18 protein-coding genes are annotated in these 18,483 nt (G+C 67.3%); 11 read left to right on the top strand and 7 right to left on the bottom strand.

The window, feature by feature from the left end:
- Nucleotides 1–221 precede the first annotated feature (221 nt).
- Together GUY59_RS25760 and GUY59_RS25755 are read left to right on the top strand one after the other, a co-directional pair.
- A complete protein-coding gene (locus GUY59_RS25760) occupies nucleotides 222–1,382 on the top strand; it encodes a pyridoxal phosphate-dependent aminotransferase (protein WP_138198474.1) in 1,161 nt (386 codons plus the stop codon).
- Between the two features lie 318 nt (nucleotides 1,383–1,700).
- Nucleotides 1,701–2,585: a neutral zinc metallopeptidase gene (locus GUY59_RS25755; protein ID WP_138198475.1), complete on the top strand. Its 885-nt coding sequence runs from the start codon at nucleotides 1,701–1,703 to the stop codon at nucleotides 2,583–2,585.
- Between the two features lie 61 nt (nucleotides 2,586–2,646).
- On the opposite strand, the gene GUY59_RS25750 is transcribed toward GUY59_RS25755, so the two are convergent.
- A complete protein-coding gene (locus GUY59_RS25750) occupies nucleotides 2,647–3,015 on the bottom strand; it encodes a nuclear transport factor 2 family protein (protein ID WP_138198476.1) in 369 nt (122 codons plus the stop codon).
- 486 nt (nucleotides 3,016–3,501) lie between these two features.
- On the opposite strand from GUY59_RS25750, the gene GUY59_RS25745 reads away from it, so the two are divergent.
- The 5 genes from GUY59_RS25745 to GUY59_RS25725 all read left to right on the top strand — a co-directional run bounded on the left by GUY59_RS25745 (nucleotide 3,502) and on the right by GUY59_RS25725 (nucleotide 7,402).
- Nucleotides 3,502–3,972 carry a hypothetical protein gene (locus GUY59_RS25745; RefSeq protein ID WP_138198477.1) on the top strand — a complete coding sequence of 157 codons (471 nt, stop codon included), beginning with the start codon at nucleotides 3,502–3,504 and terminating at the stop codon, nucleotides 3,970–3,972.
- Nucleotides 3,973–4,120: 148 nt separating this feature from the next.
- Nucleotides 4,121–4,672, top strand: a complete 552-nt coding sequence (locus GUY59_RS25740) for an RNA polymerase sigma factor (RefSeq protein ID WP_138198478.1) — start codon at nucleotides 4,121–4,123, stop codon at nucleotides 4,670–4,672.
- Between the two features lie 34 nt (nucleotides 4,673–4,706).
- Entirely contained in the window at nucleotides 4,707–5,924 is a 1,218-nt protein-coding gene (locus GUY59_RS25735; protein ID WP_138198479.1) for a hypothetical protein, read from the top strand.
- A gap of 58 nt (nucleotides 5,925–5,982) precedes the next feature.
- Nucleotides 5,983–6,819, top strand: a complete 837-nt coding sequence (locus GUY59_RS25730; RefSeq protein WP_138198480.1) for an alpha/beta fold hydrolase — start codon at nucleotides 5,983–5,985, stop codon at nucleotides 6,817–6,819.
- Nucleotides 6,812–7,402 carry a TetR/AcrR family transcriptional regulator gene (locus GUY59_RS25725; RefSeq protein ID WP_138198481.1) on the top strand — a complete coding sequence of 197 codons (591 nt, stop codon included), beginning with the start codon at nucleotides 6,812–6,814 and terminating at the stop codon, nucleotides 7,400–7,402. Before GUY59_RS25730 ends, GUY59_RS25725 begins: the two co-directional genes overlap by 8 nt.
- Before the next feature lie 422 nt (nucleotides 7,403–7,824).
- On the opposite strand, the gene GUY59_RS25720 is transcribed toward GUY59_RS25725, so the two are convergent.
- The 5 genes from GUY59_RS25720 to GUY59_RS25700 all read right to left on the bottom strand — a co-directional run bounded on the left by GUY59_RS25720 (nucleotide 7,825) and on the right by GUY59_RS25700 (nucleotide 12,377).
- Nucleotides 7,825–8,610, bottom strand: a complete 786-nt coding sequence (locus GUY59_RS25720; RefSeq protein WP_212746120.1) for an HAD-IIA family hydrolase — start codon at nucleotides 8,608–8,610, stop codon at nucleotides 7,825–7,827.
- A gap of 120 nt (nucleotides 8,611–8,730) precedes the next feature.
- Nucleotides 8,731–9,489: a creatininase family protein gene (locus tag GUY59_RS25715; protein ID WP_138198483.1), complete on the bottom strand. Its 759-nt coding sequence runs from the start codon at nucleotides 9,487–9,489 to the stop codon at nucleotides 8,731–8,733.
- 10 nt (nucleotides 9,490–9,499) lie between these two features.
- Nucleotides 9,500–10,375 (bottom strand): RidA family protein, encoded by an 876-nt coding sequence (locus GUY59_RS50840; RefSeq protein WP_138198484.1) that lies wholly within the window; start codon nucleotides 10,373–10,375, stop codon nucleotides 9,500–9,502.
- On the bottom strand, nucleotides 10,372–11,520 hold the full coding sequence (locus tag GUY59_RS25705) for a mandelate racemase/muconate lactonizing enzyme family protein (RefSeq protein ID WP_138198485.1): 1,149 nt from the start codon (nucleotides 11,518–11,520) through the stop codon (nucleotides 10,372–10,374). The genes GUY59_RS50840 and GUY59_RS25705 overlap by 4 nt, the downstream gene beginning before the upstream one ends.
- A complete protein-coding gene (locus tag GUY59_RS25700) occupies nucleotides 11,517–12,377 on the bottom strand; it encodes an SDR family NAD(P)-dependent oxidoreductase (protein WP_138198486.1) in 861 nt (286 codons plus the stop codon). The genes GUY59_RS25705 and GUY59_RS25700 overlap by 4 nt, the downstream gene beginning before the upstream one ends.
- Before the next feature lie 279 nt (nucleotides 12,378–12,656).
- On the opposite strand from GUY59_RS25700, the gene GUY59_RS25695 reads away from it, so the two are divergent.
- From GUY59_RS25695 to GUY59_RS25680, 4 genes are all read left to right on the top strand, one after another.
- On the top strand, nucleotides 12,657–13,997 hold the full coding sequence (locus GUY59_RS25695; RefSeq protein ID WP_138198487.1) for an ABC transporter substrate-binding protein: 1,341 nt from the start codon (nucleotides 12,657–12,659) through the stop codon (nucleotides 13,995–13,997).
- Nucleotides 13,998–14,083: 86 nt separating this feature from the next.
- A complete protein-coding gene (locus GUY59_RS25690) occupies nucleotides 14,084–14,947 on the top strand; it encodes a carbohydrate ABC transporter permease (protein ID WP_161714695.1) in 864 nt (287 codons plus the stop codon).
- Nucleotides 14,937–15,887: a carbohydrate ABC transporter permease gene (locus GUY59_RS25685; RefSeq protein ID WP_161714694.1), complete on the top strand. Its 951-nt coding sequence runs from the start codon at nucleotides 14,937–14,939 to the stop codon at nucleotides 15,885–15,887. The genes GUY59_RS25690 and GUY59_RS25685 overlap by 11 nt, the downstream gene beginning before the upstream one ends.
- Nucleotides 15,888–16,029: 142 nt before the next feature.
- Nucleotides 16,030–16,791 carry an IclR family transcriptional regulator gene (locus tag GUY59_RS25680; protein ID WP_161714693.1) on the top strand — a complete coding sequence of 254 codons (762 nt, stop codon included), beginning with the start codon at nucleotides 16,030–16,032 and terminating at the stop codon, nucleotides 16,789–16,791.
- A 198-nt stretch (nucleotides 16,792–16,989) separates the two neighbouring features.
- Here GUY59_RS25680 and GUY59_RS25675 read toward each other — a convergent pair whose 3' ends face one another.
- The gene (locus GUY59_RS25675; RefSeq protein WP_138198491.1) at nucleotides 16,990–18,474 is read right to left on the bottom strand and encodes a DHA2 family efflux MFS transporter permease subunit; all 1,485 of its coding nucleotides are present in this window, start codon (nucleotides 18,472–18,474) and stop codon (nucleotides 16,990–16,992) included.
- Nucleotides 18,475–18,483 lie beyond the last annotated feature (9 nt).

Here is an 18,483-nt window from a genome sequence, read left to right as displayed (position 1 = left end):
GCCTTGAACTTGCCGAGCATGAGGTCCTCCGAGGAGAGCGAGTAGGGGGAGCGGCTCCGAGCGCCGCGGCTACGTCGGTAACGCTACGGATCGGAGGGGTCCCTCTGCGTCCCCGCACGGTGGACATCCGCCTGTAGCTCGCACGGGGGACAAGCCGCCTGACGGCGACGGTTGACCGTCCGGCACGACTGCTGTTCCATATATGGAACAGAGGAGGATGTATGACCGTCAGCCGTCTGAGAGAGATTCCCGGCATCGGTGTGGATCTGCTCGGAGACCGGGCCGACCAGGAGAACGACGACACGCTGCTCCGTCTGGAGAACCTCGACACCGACCTCCGCCCCCCGGCGGTGGCCCTGGAGACGACCAAGGCCGCGATCGACCAGGACAGCGCGAACAGCTACCTGCCCTTCCAGGGCGGCGTCACGCTCCGGCAGGCGGCCGCCGCCCACGTCGGCCGGATGGCGGGACGACGCTACGACCCGGCACGTGAGTGCGTCATCACGGCGGGCGGGCTCAACGGAGTGCTCAACACGCTGCTCGCCACCGTCGAACCGGGCGACGAGGTGGTGATGGCCGACCCGATCTACGCCGGGCTGGTCAACCGCGTCAGGCTCGCGGGAGGGGTGCCGCGCTTCGTCCCGCTGGCCGCCTCGGCGGGCGGATGGACCCTGGACCCCGGGGAACTGGCCGCCGCGGTCACCAGGCGCACGGCGGTGGTCCTGATGATGTCACCGGCCATGCCGACCGGGTCCGTGCTCGGGCCCGCCCACTGGGAGGCCCTCTCCCGCGCGCTCGACGGCACCCCGGCATGGCTGCTCTACGACGCCGCCATGGAACGCATCCGCTTCGACGACGCGGAACCGGCGCACCCGGCCCGGCACGAAGGGCTCGCGGCACGCACGATCACCGTCGGCTCGGCGTCCAAGGAGCTCAGGATGATCGGGTGGCGGGTCGGATGGGTCGTCGGCCCGGAGACCGTCATGGCCGACGTCAACCTGGTCGGGCTCAGCAATGTCGTCTGCCAGGTGGGGCTCGCCCAGGAGGCGGTGGCCGCGGCGCTGGCCTCTCCTGACGCGGACGCGGACGTGGCGCGGGCGGTCGACGTCTGGCGCGGCCGGTGTGACACCATCCTCGACCAGCTCGCCGGCTACCCGGTGATCCCTCCCGACGGCGGCTGGTCGCTGCTCGTCGACACCTCGCAGCTCGGCATGAGCCCGGCCGAGGCCTCCGAGCGCCTGTTCACGCGCGGCCGGGTCGCCGCCACGCCGATGAACGGCTGGGGGCCTTCCGGAGACCGTCACCTACGGTTCGTGTTCGCCAACGAGCCGGTCGAGCGCCTTCGCAACCTCCGCTCGCGCGTCGAGGCAGCGTGGGGATGACGGAAGATGTCTATCACGGGGAGCGGCCGGGACACCCGAGTGCACGGTGTGACCCGCTCGGCGACCCCGCCTTCCGGCGGCCCGGCGCACCGCGTACAGCAGGCCTGAGACGGCGAAGAGCACCAGGGTGACGACCACCCACCTCGCGAGGTAGGGGGAGGCGCTCCGCGGTTGTGCGGGTGGGTCGGCGGGCCTCGTATGCGCTGGTCACGCACTGGAAGCGAACCGAAGTCACCAGTCTGCGGCGCGCAATGGTCCCAGGTAATTGACCCAATTTCATCGCAAAATGCATGATCTTGACCTAATCTTGGGGAGATTATGAACGTTTCTCACAGATTCGCGGCGCTCGCGGCTGCCGGATTGACGCTCACGGTGGCCGCGACCTCGCAGGTGTTCGTCCTGCCCAACGCCGCCTCGGCATCGGTGGCATCCGTCAACCAGGTCCAGCAGGCTGCTCCGCCGGTCGCGGGGGGCGCGGCCGGCGCGCAGAGCGCGAGTGCCTTCGCGAACAAGTCGCTGGCCACCAAGAACCGCATCTACCGAACCGGCCGCCTCACCGACGTGAACTGCCGGACCGGCTCGCTGCCGTCCGGGAGCACGGCAGCGTACAAGCGGTTCCTGACGCGGGTGACCAACTGCCTGAACAAGGCGTGGGCCTCGCAGTTCCGCAAGGCGCGGCTGCCCTTCTCCAAGCCGCGGCTGCGCATCATCACCAGGAAGGTCAACACGCCCTGCGGCAAGTGGAGCACCGGTGCCGACGGCTACTACTGCTCCTCCAACCGCACGATGTACATGCTGATCACCCGCAAGCAGCTGCGCCAGCCGTTCCCGCTGGGGATCGCGCGCCTCATGGCCCACGAGTACGGCCACCACGTTCAGCAGGTCTCGAAAATCTGGAGCTATTACTGGACGGCCCGTAACAGGGCCGGCAGCTCGCAGCGCCTGGCGCTCTCCCGCAGGTCCGAACTGCAGGCCGAGTGCTTGTCCGGCGCCTTCATGAGGACCCTGAGGGACGGGCGGCATTTCTCGGACCAGCAGTGGGACTACACCGTGAACTGGTTCCGGCAGAACGGGCACAAGGCCTGGCCGCAGAACGACCACGGCAGGGGGCCGACGCAGGCCAAGTGGATGACCCGCGGCTACAACAGCGGCTCTCCCGGAGCGTGCAACACCTGGGCCGCCTCGGCCCGCAACACCACCTGACCAGATCCTCACGTACACGTAGAAGGGGGTCGGGCCCGAAGTGGCCCGGCCCCCTTCTTTGTCAGCGGTGGTCGTTCTCCTTGAGCTCGACGACCCAGGCGCGACGCTCGGCGATCTTGCCGTCGCGCATGACGAACACCTCCGCCATCGACATGCGCATCTCGCCGCCCGCAACCCGTCGCACCGTCCCGGTGAGCTCCGCCATCACCACGTCGCCCTGCTCGACCATGCGCACGACCTCCAGGTGCGGAGGGTCGACGAGCTCGGGCGGTCCGTCGATGGCCCTGTCGTAGGCGTCCTTGCCGGTCAGGTGGAAGGCACCGAAGACGGTCCACTCGATGTCGTCGGTCAGGCAGGACAGGATCTGCTCGTGATCGTTCTTACGGAAACCGTCGAGGTAGGTGTTGACGATCTCGATGTTCCGTGACATTTCTGCTCCTTTCTGGGATGCCGTACGAACCGGCGGTCGCAGACGGGTCGGAGCCACCGACGCGTTCTCGACATGAACACGCCCCCGGCGTCAGTCGGACTGCTGGAAGGATGCGGGCGGCATGTCCTTGAGACGGGTGACGCGGACGCTCCTTCCCCGACTGCCTTCGCGACAGCGCCCGCGTCAGCCGTGAGACGCTCCTCGCCGGCGTGGGCGAGAACCTCCGTGTCGGGATGCGGCCGTGGCATCCCTTTGCCGCGCCCGGACCTGTTCGCCCGGACCTTGACCGACAGGGTGTGACGGCTCGACGCGGACGGCCTCATTCGCTCATGGACGCCGTCGAAGAAGCCGGACGACGAAAGCAATTAATCGTCATACGTCCCCGTGAAAAAAATTCAGAAAAACCGCGAACCTATCTCCCGGAGGCGCTATCTAACCCACACGTACGAAGCACATAAAAGAATGGACCCGGAAGGGCATATGCACATGCGATCGAAGCTGGCCACCCTTTTCCTCGCCACCCTCACCGCCGGCGGCTGCCTCCTCGCCGGCGCCTCGCCCGCCTCGGCCACGGCGTACTCCGGCAAGAGCAAATGGATCAGCTCCGAGCGCGGCTGGCAGCACGCGGGCGTGTACGTCGAGCCCGGCGACTGGGTGCGGGTGCGCTATCTCGCCGGCCGGTGGTCGGTCGACTCCGGCAAGTTCCGTTACGTGTCCTCGGCCGGATATCCCAGGCACATCGACCGCCACATCTACGCGCCGTGCAAGGTCCTGAAGAACCAGCCGCAGGGCTCGATGATCGCGAGGATCAACGACGACATCTACCGGATCGGCCGCAGCAGGTGGATCCAGGCGCGCCAGGCGGGCTTTCTCCAGCTGCGCATCAACGACGCGGACGCCTGCCTGGGCGACAACGACGGCGCCGTCCGCGTGAAGCTCACGGTTTCCGACGGCTGAGAGACGCCATTCGCCCCCACTGACGAACGCGGGCCGGACCACCACTGATGCGCCAGTCGTGATCCGGCCCGCGCCTTTGTGTCCGGGCCCGCGGTGAGAAACTCCGAGCCGGGTGGTAATCGGGAGGCGGCCGGCGGGACTACTGGGTGTGGACGATCCCGAAGAGCGATTCACCATGCTGTACGACCGGTACTACCGGAACGTGCTGGGCTACGTGCTGCTCAGGGTCGGGCAGAACGTGGCCGAGGACGTGTGCAGCGAGACGTTCCTCGTGGCCTGGCGTCGGCTCGACGAACTGCCCGAGCAGGTGCTGCCGTGGCTGCTCGGCGTGGCCCGCAACAGACTCGCCAAGCATCGCGAGGTGCGCTACCGGCGCACCGACCTGGTGGAGCGGATCGCCGCGCTGACCAGTGAGCAGGAGCACGTCGCCTGGGACGTCGCCGACCACGTGGTGGACCGGGAGCAGGCCGTCTCCGCCCTGCGCGCCCTTCCCGAGAAGGACGTGGAGGCGATGATCCTGGCCACCTGGTACGGCCTGACGCCCGATCAGGCGGCGACGGTCATGGGCTGCTCGGCGCGGGCGTTCAACGTCCGGCTGCACCGGGCGCGCAAACGGCTCACCGGCAGGCTGCACCAGGAAGCGGGAGCCGCGCGACGACCGGTGCGAGGAACCCCCGGCCTGTTCGCCGAGGAGAGCTGACGTCCGCAGCAGGATCCACCCGTAGGGGGAAGACATGACCGACCGTATGTTCGCCCGGCTCAGGCCCGGCAAGCTGGACGAACTCGCCGAGGAGAGTTACCGGCGGCGCCGCCGCGAGGACCTTGCCCGGACGTTTTCCAGCACCCGGAACCCGACACCCACGTGGAGAGCTTTCATGGCCCGCCGTCCGATGTTCCTCCTGGCCACCGGCGCGGTCGCCGCGGGCGCGGTCGTCGTCTCCACGGGCGTGTTGTCCGGCTCGCCCGCCGGCCGGACCCCGCCGGTGGCGGCGGAGAGCACCCCGCGCGGCACGACCGGCGGCACAGGGGCGTCGCCGGCCGCCACGCGGATCGACGCCCGATCCTTCCTGCTCGCCGCCGCGGACACCGCGCTGCGCGAGCCCGCCACGTCCGGCCACTACTGGTACGTCCGACAGCGTACGACGCATCCCACCTTCCGCTGGCCGGAGAAGTTCTGGACCGGGGTGCGCGAGCTCCAGCGCCAGGAGCAGGCGGAGGTCGACAGGACCGGCGCGAAGGACGACGAGCTGGTGGCGATCAACGAGAAGTACAACAAGAAGCTGGCGCTGCTGCGCGAGAGCATCTACCCCGACGGGCCGCCGTACAAGGCGTACGTCGTCCAGTCGGAGGAGCGGTGGCGGCCGAAGCGGGCGGGCGGCACCCACCGCGTGAAGAGCGAGGACCGCGAGATCGTCTTCCCCACGCCGCAGGACGAGGCCACGTGGAAGAAGGAGGGCGCGCCGAAGTTGCTGGAGGACAAGCCCAAGAGCGTCGACGACGACCTCCCGCGGCCGCTGTCGATCTCCAACATGGACATCACCATGCAGAACGTCGGCGAACTGCCCAGGTCGAAGAAGGCGCTGGCCGGCCGCCTGCGCGCCCGGTTCGCCAAGCTGCCGGACCCTCACAAGGAGTTCGACCTCTACCTGTGGCAGACCGCCGTCGACCTGATGACCGCGCCGACCACTCCCGGCACCCGGGCGGCCCTCTTCCAGGTCCTCGCAGACCAGCCCGGCATCACCTCCAGCGGCGAGACCGAGGACACCGCCGGGCGTAAGGGGGTCAGCCTGGCGGTCAAGAGCGGCGAGGGGGCCGAGTTCCAGCTCGTCATCGACGAGGACACGGCCGAGCTGCTGGAGTACGCGGTGGTGGAGAGGGGCGAGGACACGGCGCGGGTGACCTTCGAGGAGTTCGGCTGGACCGACAAGCTGGGCCGGCGCCCGCACCGCTAGCCGGCCCAGCTTGTCGACGGTCTTGACGGGCCTGGCTAATGCTATTAGCTTAGAAGCTATGGAGAATAGCTTAAGCGTTGGCGACGGGCAGCTGACCTACGAGATCGCCGGCGAAGGGCCGCTGGTCGTGATGGTCCACGGCATGGGCGACAACCGCGCGGCCTTCCGCTTCCTCGCGCCGAGGCTGGTTTCGGCCGGTTACCGGGTGGCCGCGATGGACCTGCGCGGCCACGGCGGCTCGACCCCGGGCTGGAGCTCATATACGCGGACGGACACGGCAGGCGACATCCTCGCCCTCGTCCGCCACCTCGGCGGACCCGCCGTGATCGTCGGGCACTCCTTCGCCGGCGGCTCCGCCACCATCGCGGCGGCCGAGGCGCCCAAGTTCGTCAGCGCCATCGTCGAGATCGCGCCCTTCACCCGCGTCGACAAGATGGCGGCCGGGGCGCTGCTGCGCAACGCCCACCACCGCAGGGGCATGCTCCGCCTGTTCGGCGCCGTACTGCTGCGCAGCCCGCGGCTGTGGCGCCGCTACCTGGAGCACAACTATCAGGCGCGCAGGCCCGCCCACCACGCAGCTGCCATGGACGCCCTCCAGGCCGAGCTGCGCAGACCCGGCCGGATGGCCGCGGTGAGCGCGATGGGGCGGTCGGCGCCCGCCGACGCGGGCGCCCGGCTGGGCGACGTGCGATGCCCTGCTCTGGTCGTCGTCGGCACCGCCGACCCCGACTGGCCCGACCCCCGTGCCGCCGCCGAACGGGCCGTCGCCGACATGCCGCAGGGCCTGGGCACGGTCGTGACGATCGACGGCGCCGGCCACTACCCCCACACGCAGTTCCCCGACGAGGTGGCCGCCGCGGTGATCCCCTTCCTCAAGGAGCACGCGGGTGCCTAGGGCGTCGTTGTCGGCCGAAGCCGTCGTCGAACTCGCCTGCTGCATCGTGGACGAGCGGGGCGCCGAGGCGCTGACGTTGTCGGCGGTCGCCGGGCGGGCCGGGGTCGCCACCCCGTCGCTGTACAAACACGTGCGCAACCTGGCCGAGCTGCGCGACCGGCTCTCCGAACGGGTGCTGACGGAGCTCGCGGACCGCACCGCTGAAGCCGTGCTCGGCCGCTCGGGCGACGAGGCCGTACGGGCCTTCCTGCGGGCCTGGCGTGCGTACGTGCTCGAACACCCCCAGCGCTACGCCGCCATCCGGCAGGACCCAGGACCACAGGCCAGCCCGGCGGGGCAGCGGCTCCTGAGCATCTCCGTGGCGGTGTTGCGCGCGTACGGGCTGGAGGGTTCGGCGCTGATCCACGCCACCCGCTGCCTGCGCGCGGCCGCCCACGGCTTCACGGTGCTGGAGGTCTCCGGCGGCTTCGCGATGGACGAGCAGACCGGCGACAGCTACGAACTGCTGATCGACATGCTGCTCAAGGGTCTGCCGACAGCATCAGCGGTACACACTACCGGCGTTGACCTTGAGTGTGGTTGAGGTGCTCGGCTGTTCGCATGAGCAAATGAGTACGTGCGCTTCTACGTGCTCGTCAAGGAGAACGGCCGTTGGTGGGCGGCGGCACGGCACAACACGCCGGTCCCGCGACCGGAGTAGGAGGCCCCTCGGCGGTCGGGCTCCCCAGGTCGCTGTCGAAGCGGACGCACTCCGGCCGAACCCGGACAACATCCGGAGTCGTCCGCTCAGTGGCTGAGGTTCACTTCTGCCCTGTGGTGCTCGCCCTTTTCGATGAGGTCGACGAACCCGAGTGCGCAGTCCGCGGCGTAGATCGCGCCGCCGTCCTCCGGCCGGGATCGGCGTGCCGGGACGCGAGCGGCTCAGACGTGTCGGCATCCCAGGAAGCCTACGACCGCGCCGGTTGGTCTTCCGGACGGCCGGTTCCGACAGTTCAGCCAGAATGGTCAGTGGGGCTCTGGGTCGGCGAGCCCCACCAGGGACGGCAGCGCCGCGAGGTCGCTGAGGACGAAGGTCGGCTGGTCGGGTGCCGTGTGAAGGTCGGTCAGATCGGTCACACCGGTCAGGACGAGCGCTGTGTCCAGGCCGTTGCGCGTGCCCAGGCGAACGTCTGTTTCGAGCCGGTCCCCAACGACGAGTACCTCATGAGCGGCGGCTTGCAGCCGATCGAGTGCGGCGTGCGCCATCATGGCCGACGGCTTGCCCACGACGACCTCGACCCGGCGTCCGACGGTGACCTCGAGAGCGGCAATGATTCCCCCGCAGTCCGGGACCTCCCCATCGTCGACGGGACAGGTCGGGTCGGGGTTCGTGGCCACGAACCGGGCTCCGGCCCGCAGCGCGCGGAACGCCTCCATCCACTTGCGATAGTCGAAGGTACGGTCGAACGAGGCCACGACCACGTCCGCGTCGCGGCCGCTGTCGACGAGACCGATGCCGTGCCCGGCGAACTCGGCGTGCAGGCTTGGTTCGCCGACCAACAGGACCTCTGCGCCCGCCGCCTCGGCCAAGAGCCAATCTATGACCACGCCGCCAGAGGTCAGCACGTCTTCCGGCGCCGCGGCCACGCCCAGTGCCCGCAGTCGTTCGGCATAGGCTGCCGGGGAGCGGGTCGGGTTGTTGGAGACGAAGAGAACGGGCACGTTCGCCGCGCGCATCCGCCCCAAGGCCTCGACGGCCCCCGGCAGCGGCCGGCCTGCTCGGTAAACGGTGCCGTCGAGGTCGCAGATCACGGCCCGGTACGCCTCCCGGGGCGGCACGGTCCGGCCTGGACGACTGCGCTCATTGTCGCCTCGCACGGGGTTCCTCTCGTCAGCGGTGGCCCGGAAGTCTTACACGGACGCCCTCTGCTCTCACCGGCCCATCATGGATCGGACGAGGTCGACCAGGCGCTGTGTGACGATCTCGCTGATCTGCTGCCCCTTTTCGGCGGAGGCGGCCTGGGGGTCGCCGAACACGCCCGTGGAGGAGACGTCGGCGAATCGGCGGTAGATGATGGCGCTTCCCGCGCGGAGCATGTCGGCGGTGTCCCAGCTGAACCAGCTCTTGTTCTCGCGCGGCGGTATGGCGGACTCGTCAACGAGTTGGGGGGCGATGGCCAACAGCAGCGAGGTTTCGAGTTCGCATGCATGACCGACACCGCCTGGGCCGGTCGTGCTGATGGCGAGCAGGTCCTCGGATGCGATTTGCCACCACGCCGTCCGGACGATCTTGCATTCGGGTCGACTGTGCCCGAGTTGTTCCAGGGCGACCTGGGCGATGCCTTCGTTGCCACCGTGGGCGTTGAGCATCAGCAGGCTGGTCATGCCGTGCCGCAAAACCGAGTCGGCGGTCTGCACGATCTGGTGCAGCAGTGTTTCGTGCGTCAATGACAAGGTGCCGGGGAAGTCGTCGTGGTGCTTGGAGTAGCCCACGGAAACGGTGGGCAGGATCAGCACGTCGGCACCGAGGCGTCGGTCGATCTCCTGGCAGAAGTGGTCGACGAGGATACGGTCCGTCGCCAGCGGCAGGTGTGGTCCGTGCTGCTCGACCGCACCGAGCGGGAGTATGACGGGCAGGGACCTGTCGACCGTGGCGAGTCGTGCCGAGGTCAGCTGTTCCCAATACGTCATGAGGTGGCTCTCATCGTGCGACCGCCCACATTTCCACTTCGACGAGGAGCCCGTCGAGCAGGGCCGTTCCGACCACTGTGCGTACGGGGCAGGGTTCCGGCATGTACGACCGGTAGACCGAGTTGAAACGTCCCCAGGTCGCCATGTCGGTGAGATAGGCGTTCACCTTCACGACGTCGGAGAGCGTGCATCCAGCGAACGCCAGTTGGCGTCGACAGTTCTGGAGAGTGAGATGAGTCTGCTCTTCTATGTCATCCCCCACGATCGAGCCGTCCGGCACGATCGCGGCCTGGCCGGACACTACTACCCAGCGGTCCGCGCGCACGGTCAGGACCGGGGAGTAAGGCCCGGCAGTGACATGTTGAGTGGCATGGGCGGGGACTTCCTTCGCGTGGGACGCGACGGACCTGTCCCCCATGGGGTTCGGCAGCCGGCCGATGAACCCCCTGATACGCCAGCGACCGGCGTCCTGCCTGCAGAAGTAGAGGGTCTGCCAGTTGAGGTGCACCAGTCCGCCGTCGCGACGGCGGATGGTCCCGTCGAACTTCTTGTGCGCGACAGCGTTTCCCTCGTGGATTTCGATGTCCCGGAGCGTCGTGATCTCCCGCAACCCGGCCTCCAACGTGTCGGCCGGAACGGTCGCGCTCAGTTCCGCGCTGCCCGCCGACCAGGAGTCACGGTAGGCCGCGAGATTTCCCCCGACTCTCCAGGAATCGGGGTTCGACGTTGTTCTGGCATCGATGGACATGAATTCCGACGCGCTGACATAGTCGGCCTCGACCATGGTCCACTCGTTGCGGACGTACGCGGTGATGTCGCGGTCGACGAGCATCGTCCAGATCGCGGCGCGATCCGGATCCGCCGGGAACGGATTTTCTGGGCTCACTGCGGCAGGTACTCCTTCTCGGCTGTCCGGAACTCGATGCGGGCCTGCTCGTCGAGCTCGACGCCGAGACCGTCTCCGTCTGGAAGAAACGCGTAGGGGGGCTCGATCCGTAGTGGCCGGCGGAGAAGGTCGTGTGACCGGATCAAGCGTCCGAAGATGTCACTGGGCTGGACGCACGCTCGTGCGGCGGCGCAGGAGTGGATGTAGGCGGCTTCCGCGATACCGAGGTCGACCTGCGATCCATGCCAGGTCGGCATGTGGAACAGGTCCGCGGCATGGTCGAGGCGGCGGAAATCGCTCAGCCCCGCGGTGATGTTGAGCATGTCCGCGGTGCCGTGACGGAACATTGCGACGGCTTCGCTGCCGCGGTCGGAATACTGCGGATAGGCCAGCGATATGTGGCGTGCCAGCGGTATCGGGACGGCGGATCGCAACCGTGACCACTCGTCGAGCATCCAGTGCGGGATCGGATCCTCCAGGCAGGCGACATTGCCTATCTCGGCGAGGGCCAGCCCGATGGCGCGGGCTTCGGAGAGGCGTTCGAAGCGGCCGTTGGGATCGAGTACGACGGACATGGTGGGTGCCCGCTCGGCGATGGCTCCGCACCACGCCACGACGTCGTCCTCGAGCGAGCATTTGAACTTGACGGAGGTGAAGCCCGCGGACGCGAAGGAGCGGACCAGATCGCCGACGTCGTCCACTGTGCGGTGGCTCGACCACGCGCTCACCGCGACCCGGTCGCGCAGCGGTCCGCCGAGCAGGTCGACAACCCTCAGGCCGTGGGATCGCGCGAACGCGTCCCAGGTGGCCATCTCGAAGCCGTCGAATTCGTGGACGCGAGGAAGCGGCACGTCCTGCAGGGTCACCGACCGCAGGTCCAGACCCACCAGGGCGGTGGCCAGCGCGTCCACGGACTCCCAGTCGTGCGCGCGGTACAGCTCGCCGAGGCCCACCGTCCCGTCTCGGAGTTCGAGTTCGAGGATGACCTTGGGCATCTCGTCGAACTGGACGGACCAGCTCGCCGCACCCTTCCACGGCTTGTTGTGCAGTGGGCGGTGGATCGATGGTGACTCGATGACTCCGGGATGCGCGGGCACGACGACCTCGGTCGCGCGGATCCGTGCAATCTGCATGGGATTGTTCATCGCGCGTCCGGGCCTTCCGCACGTAGGGTCGCCTGCCGCTCTCGATCGGCATAGATGCGAGCGCTCATGTCGCCGTTGTAGAGCCGGGCGGTGAGGCCGGCATCAATGGTGATCACCTGGCCCGTGATGCACCGGCTCTGCTCCGACAGGAGAAACTGCACTGCCCAGCCACAGTCGATCGGCTCGATCACCCTTTGGAGCACCTGCTCGCTGTTGGTGTGCGTGGCGATCCATGAGGCGTCGTGCGCGGGATAGTCGGGCGGCACCAGATCCCGGTTGATCGGGACATATCCCGGCGCTATGGCGTTGCAGCGCACGCCGATCGATCCGAACTCGACGGCGCAGGCGCGGGTCAGTCCCTCCACCGCGGCCTTGGCGCTGGCGTAGATGGCGTACCGGCCGATCGTCTTCCCGGCGTGGACCGACGAGACGTTGACGATGGCGCCCGGCCGGCCGTGCGCCGCCACTGACCGGGCAAAGGCCTGGCTCATGAGCCAGACACCCCGGAAGTCGATGTCGACGATGCGGTCGAACTCGGCCTGGGTCGCGTCGAGCATCGGTGTGATGAGCCCGACGCCGGCATTGTTGACGAGTCCGGTCAGGGGTCCGGCACGGTCGATCGCCTCGTTGAACATCCGCGCCACGTCGTCCGGCCGTGAGACGTCTCCGACCACCCCCACCGCGCCGGGGTAGCGACGCACCGTTCTCCCTACGTGCTCATCGTTCAAGTCGTTGATGACGAGTCGCGCCCCTGCCGCATGGAGCGCGTCACACACCCCGGAGCCGATTTTGGGGCCGGACGCCCCAGTGACGAGGACCGTGTGGCCGGCGAGGTCGTGAGCGGGCGCGGCGCTCATGTGCTGTAGCGGAAACGATGCCGGCCGACGATCGCGGTCCGGACTCCAGCACGAGACACCCTTGATCCTCTCGCCGCAGCATCTAATTTGTCCCGATTTCTGGGACAGTGGACCATTATAGGCGGTACGGAAGTTGAGTCAATGATGCGTGGGATGTGGTCAATGACGGCAATGTGAACAGAAAGTAGCGTTCTGCAGGCGTCCTGGGCAGGGCGTTGACACGGGCCGCAAGCACCGCCTAGCTTCGAGCCCCCGGGAAACGGTCCGCTGTCCCACTAAATGGGACGCGTTGAAGGGAAAGCGCCCATGCAGATGCGATACCGGCGCCGCCGCGTGAGGGCTGCCGCCCTCACGCTCACCGTCACACTTGGACTGTTCGGTGCAGCCTGTTCCGCCGACGACTCGGGGGACGGCTCCGCTCAGCAATTCACCTATTGGTCGATGTGGCAGGAGAAAGAGCCGCAGGCCAAAGTTCTGGCGAAGGCGCTCGCGGACTTCGAGAAGGAGTCCGGCATCAAGGTGAAGGTCGAGTGGCAGGGGCGCGACAATGTCACGAAACTTCTGGCGGCGCTGCGTACCGACGACGTCCCCGACCTCATCGATCAGCAATACTTCACGGTCAGCAACGCGATCGTCAAGAATGATCAGTTCAAGGACCTGAGCGACGTACACGACATGGAGATACCTGGCGAGAGCAAGACCGTCCGCCAGGTGATCCCGGAGAAGTACGACCAGTTCACGACCACAGCCAACGGCGCCCAGTTCTTGATCCCGTACGAGGTGATCGGCTACTCGATCTGGTATAACGCCAAGACCTTGCCCGACGTCGCCGACAACCCGCCGAAGACGTGGCAGGAGTTCGCAGACGTCCTGGCCAGGTCGAAGGCGTCCGGCCGCAACCCGATCGCCCTTGACGGCGACATCGCCGGGTACGCGGAGTTCTGGACGGCGACGGCGCTGTCCAGAACGCTGGGCCCGGGCGGCTTCTACAAGCTCGTGTCGGACAAGCAGGCAAGCGGCTGGAACAACCCCGGCGTCCGCAACGCGCTCGCCGCCATCGCCAGCCTCGCGAAGCAAAAATACTTCATACCGGGGTACGACAGCAGCAAGTTCCCCGCCATCCAGACGAAGTGGGCGCAGAACCAGGCGGACTTCCTCTACATGGGAAGCTGGGCTCCGACGGAGACCGGCACGCTGGCGGCACCCGGGTTCAAATACCGGTCGTTCAACTTCCCGACGTTCGGCAGCGACGAGTCGTTGCCGGCGAGCGTCATCGGATTCGCTGTCCCGAAATCGGCGGATCACGCCGAGGCGGCGCAGAAGTTCATCGCCCACTTTCTCCACAAGGAACGACTGTCCAAGATCTCCAGCGAGGCGAACAACCTCACCCCCCGATCGGATGTCGAGGTGCCCAAGCAGTTGGAGGACGTCAACGAGCTTCTGCAGGAAAAGAAGCTGAGCAAGATCACTGACGGAGTGCTCGGAGACTTCTCGGACTTCGACAAGAAGGTCTTCCAGCCGCTGAACCTCCAGCTCATGACCGGAAAGATCACGCCGGACGAGTTCATCGACCAGATCACCACCGGTCAGCGCGACTTCTGGGCGGGACATCGCTCATGACGCTCGCGACACCTCCTGTGGGTGAGCCACGCCACCGGCGCGGCTCACCCCGGGGCACGGGGGCCTTCGATCGGTCGCGCCGACGGTTGTATCTGCCCTTCGTCGTTCCCGCGCTCGTGTTGTACCTGGCCTTCGTCATCGGGCCGACCCTCGCCGCGCTGTGGATCAGCTTTCACCGGTGGGACGGCGTGAGCGAGATGCGGTGGAACGGCCTCGACAACTATTCCGCGCTTTTCGACGACCCCACCTTCCGCACCGCGCTGGTCAACACCCTCATCATCCTGGTCGTGGCCGGCGCCGCCATCTTCGCCATCAGCTTCGTCCTGACCATGATCGTTCGTGAGATGCGCGGGCGGTCGTTCATCCGTTCGGTGCTCTTCTTCCCCCACATCGTGTCCGCCATCGTCCTGTCGATCGTGTGGGGCTTCATCTTCGAGCACAACGGTACGGTCAACACCATCCTGTCCACGGTGTTCGGGACGGAGCCGATCCCCTGGTTGAACGCCGACAATCTCTTCTTGATGATTCTCATCGGCACGGTCTGGATCTCCACCGGCCTCTACGTCACCATCATCCTGGCGGCCGTCGACCGTATTCCTCGATACTTCTACGAGGAAGCGCTGCTCGCCGGCGCGAACGCGTATCAGCGGTTGCGGTTCGTCACGTTGCCGCTGTCGTGGGACGTGATATCGGTGGCCGCCATCTTCTGGACGATCAGTTCGCTGAAGATCTTCGAATTCATCTACGCATTCGGCGGAACGACCAACGATATGCCGCCGCCGGCCGTGTGGAACTCGGCGCTCTTCGTCTACGGTGAGTCGTTCGGCGGGAGGAGCCCGTCGTACCTCTTCGGTTACGCCTCTGCGTCGGCCGTTCTCATGCTGGTGCTGTTCACCGCCCTGATCGTCGTGCTGAGGCGCCTGCTCCGGAGGGATTCCATTGAATTCTGAGAACTCAGGTGCGCAGGCCGGGGTATTGCAGCCGCATAGCGATCCCTTGTTTGTACGCGAGGGTCGTGACCGACGTCCTTCCGGTGGGCAATCCCCGCGCGTCAAAACGACGAGGGCCGACCCGATCCGCACCCTCGGCCGTGTCCTGGTCTGGGCCTTCGTCACCTTCAACCTGTTGGTCTTCGCGTTCTTGATCCTGTCATCGTTCAAGACCACCACTGACATCTTCAGGGCGCCCTGGGGGATTCCAGGCTCGCTCAACTTCGCCAACTGGACGAACGCGTGGAACGAGAGCGGCTTCGCCCGTGCCACGCTCAACACGGCCGGGCTCGCGCTAGGGGCTTCCTTCTGCACCCTGGCGGTCTCCGCCCCCGCCGCATACGTGCTCAGCCGCATCCGAACCCGCTCCGCCGGGCCGCTCAGCGTGTTCTTCGCGCTCGGGCTCGGCATCCCGGCTCAGGTCACCGTCATCCCGCTGTTCGAAATGATGTCGAGAGTCGGCCTGGTCAACAGCCTCCTGGGTCTCTTCATCATCTACACCGCGACGCACGTGCCCTTCACCGTGTTCCTGCTGACCGGATTCATGCGCTCTCTGCCGCGCGAGATCGAGGAGGCAGCCGCGATCGACGGAGCCTCTCCGTTCAGGTCCTTCTGGCAAGTCATGCTTCCCCTGGCCCGCTCGGGCCTTGTGACCGTCCTCATCCTGAACATCATCTCGATGTGGAACGAGACGCTGCTCGGCATTGTCTTTCTGCAGACCGTGGAGAAGTACACGGTTTCCCTGGCGCTGCTCAACTTCTTGTCGAGCATGCAGTTCTCGGGCGCCGACTATGGCGGGCTGTTCGCCGGAGTATGCATTCTCGTTCTGCCCATGCTGGCTCTTTACCTGTGGTTGTGGCGGCGAATCATCGAGGGCATCACCCTCGGGGCGGGGAAGTGATCGGGGCGCCGCGAACGACGCCGCGTACGGCACCAAGCCTGCGCGAAGCCGACGGTTGCCCCGGCCTGTACCGGTACGACGCCGGTCGCCCCTCGCAAAGCCCAGGTGCCATAATCACAGCAGCCTGCTGCGAGGGAGTAACATGAACGAATCCGTCCGCAAAGCTGCGGATATCCTGTCCGCCCTCGCCGATGTCGGCCGTGACGCCAGTGCCCGCGAAATCGGCGTTCTCCTCGACCTGCCGAAGAGCACCGTACAGCGACTGCTGCAGGCGTTGGAGCAAAGCGGTCTCGTCCGGCAAGACGCCGCCTCACGCAGATATGGCCTCGGCCCGAAGACCCTGACCCTGGGCATGTCGTACCTGGACCGAATCGACGTTCGCTCGCAGGCCTTGCCGCACATGATGCGACTGCGAGACGATCTTGACGAGACCATTGCGCTCGCGGTGCGCGTGGGGCACTCCCGAGTCTACGTGGAGCAGGTCGAGTCGCGGTCCGGGCTCAAGGCGAAGGCCGAGGTCGGCAGACCGTACCCGCTGTGGGCCGGCGCGGCCGGCCGGGTCTTACTGGCGAGCCTGCCACGCGAAGAACTCATTCGCTTCACACTCGACGTGGGAGACGCGGCATTCACCCACGTAACCCCTCCGACGTTGAACGGGCTTCTCGCTCAAATCGAGGAAACACGCCGACGCGGTTACGCCTGGGCGTTTGAAGAAGCCATGCGAGGCGTCCACACAGTCGCCGCACCCATCCCCATCTCCATGTCGGAGGTGGCAGCACTGAGCGTCTCCGGACCGTCGACCTGGTTCGACGAAAGCCGCATGAAGGACGCAACCGGCCCTCTGATGGACGCGGCCAGAGCAATTTCCTCATCGATGGGATACACCAATCCCCTCCCTCGGTAGCGCTCCACAACGTTCGCTATCTTGTGAGGCGCCACCGCTGCTCCTTGACCCGCGAGAACACCCCCGCAGCGCCGCCCAGAAGCCGAGGGCACCGGCACCGACGGCCGGCACCGGTGCCCCGCATCCCGCGCCGCTTGCCGTCGCGCGGCAGGTCAGCCCGTGCGGGTTCTGCGGGCGCCGTCCGGATCGCGTCCGCCGTCACGAATTCCCGGGGTGCCCCGCCGCGGTGGCCGACGTGGGCGTGGTGAGTTGCTGCTCCCCGGCGTCGGTAGCCGGAGCGGGGAGGCCGCCGCGCTTGAGGAACAAGCTGGTGACCACCGCCACCGCGACCACGAGGGCGGTGACGAGCAGGGCGGCACGCGAGTCGGCAGCCAGGGCGGCGGCCGAGGATGTGGCGGTGCTGCCCAGGATGGCGCCCACGACCGCCGTGCACACGGCGCTGCCGAGCATGCGTGCCATCTCCAGCGTCCCCGAGGCTCCGCCCACCTCATGCGGCGGCACCTCGCTCATCGCCACGGTGGTGAGCGGTGCGAAGGTGAAGCCGGCGCCGGCGCCGGCCAGCAGGAGTGTCGCGACGAACACGCCCCACGGCATCTGCGGGGTTATCAAGAGCGCGGTGAGGACCGTGCCGAGGCAGAAGGCCGCGAAGCCGCCGACGAGGATCCAGCGCGGCTGGACGCGCTGCATCAGCGCCCCGCTGAACGGAGCCACCAGTGAGGACGCCAACCACATGGGCGACAGGACCAGGCCCGCCTCCAGCGCGCTGACGTGCAGGACCGACTGTAGATACAGGGTCATGGCCAGTTGCGTGCCGAAAATGCAGAAATATGTGGCCAGGGACGCCCATGCCATCAGGCCGTAGTTTCTGTTGGCGAACAGCGCTCGCGGCAGCAGCCCGTCGGTGCGGGACCACTCCCAATAAACGAAACCGAAGAAAATCACCAGTCCGACGATGAACACGTATCCGATGTGCACTCCGGCGACGATCTCTCCCCAGTCGACGCGTGGACCGTCGATCAGCGCGTACAGCACCCCGAACAGGCCGGCCGTGGCCAGGACGACGGGGAGGAACGCCAGTCGCGGGCGGCCACCCACGCGGGTCTTCGGCACGAAGACGAAGGTGCAGATCAACCCGGCCACCCCGATCGGCAGGTTCATGAGGAAGATCCAGCGCCAGTCGAGCAAGTGGGTGATCAGCCCGCCGAGGAACGGCCCGATCGCCGCGGCCGTGCCGATGATCGAGGCCAGCACGCCGAAGGCCATGCCCCTGCGGTGCGCGGGGAAGACGGCCGCGGTGATCGCGAGCGCCTGGGGACCGGCCACGCCCGCTCCGATGCCTTGCAGCACCCGGCTCGCGATGAGCTGCTCCGGCGTCGCGGACAGGCTGCACAGCAGCGACGCCACCACGAACACGCCCAGCCCGAAGGCGAAAACCGCCCGGTGCCCGAGCAGGTCGCCCAGTCTGCCCGCGAGGAGCAGCAACATCGCGTAGGGCAGCAGGTATCCGTTGACCACCCAGAGCATGTGCCCCATCGGAGCGGCCAGGTCCGTCATGATGTTGGGAAGTGCGACGTTCACCACCGTGCTGTCGAGCACGTTCATGAAATAGCCGAGCGCGATGGTGATCAGCGCGAGCCACGGACTGTGCCTCAGCACGGGGCCCGTCTGCTGGGGGGCCGTCATGAGACTTCC

It is taken from the genome of Nonomuraea sp. K271 (assembly GCF_009908215.1).
In the GTDB taxonomy this organism is placed as follows: domain Bacteria; phylum Actinomycetota; class Actinomycetes; order Streptosporangiales; family Streptosporangiaceae; genus Nonomuraea; species Nonomuraea longispora.
Note: the sequence above shows the minus strand (reverse complement) of the source record. Positions and strands in the feature narration are given on the sequence as shown.

Bases quoted from the DNA above. Each gene is read 5' to 3' on its own strand.
- GUY59_RS25760 (WP_138198474.1), top strand. From the start codon at position 222: ATGACCGTCAGCCGTCTGAGAGAGATTCCCGGCATCGGTGTGGATCTG.
- GUY59_RS25755 (WP_138198475.1), top strand. From the start codon at position 1,701: ATGAACGTTTCTCACAGATTCGCGGCGCTCGCGGCTGCCGGATTGACG.
- GUY59_RS25750 (WP_138198476.1), bottom strand. From the start codon at position 3,015: ATGTCACGGAACATCGAGATCGTCAACACCTACCTCGACGGTTTCCGT.
- GUY59_RS25745 (WP_138198477.1), top strand. From the start codon at position 3,502: ATGCGATCGAAGCTGGCCACCCTTTTCCTCGCCACCCTCACCGCCGGC.
- GUY59_RS25735 (WP_138198479.1), top strand. From the start codon at position 4,707: ATGACCGACCGTATGTTCGCCCGGCTCAGGCCCGGCAAGCTGGACGAA.
- GUY59_RS25730 (WP_138198480.1), top strand. From the start codon at position 5,983: ATGGAGAATAGCTTAAGCGTTGGCGACGGGCAGCTGACCTACGAGATC.
- GUY59_RS25715 (WP_138198483.1), bottom strand. From the start codon at position 9,489: ATGACGTATTGGGAACAGCTGACCTCGGCACGACTCGCCACGGTCGAC.
- GUY59_RS25705 (WP_138198485.1), bottom strand. From the start codon at position 11,520: ATGAACAATCCCATGCAGATTGCACGGATCCGCGCGACCGAGGTCGTC.
- GUY59_RS25700 (WP_138198486.1), bottom strand. From the start codon at position 12,377: ATGAGCGCCGCGCCCGCTCACGACCTCGCCGGCCACACGGTCCTCGTC.
- GUY59_RS25695 (WP_138198487.1), top strand. From the start codon at position 12,657: ATGGGACGCGTTGAAGGGAAAGCGCCCATGCAGATGCGATACCGGCGC.
- GUY59_RS25680 (WP_161714693.1), top strand. From the start codon at position 16,030: ATGAACGAATCCGTCCGCAAAGCTGCGGATATCCTGTCCGCCCTCGCC.
- GUY59_RS25675 (WP_138198491.1), bottom strand. From the start codon at position 18,474: ATGACGGCCCCCCAGCAGACGGGCCCCGTGCTGAGGCACAGTCCGTGG.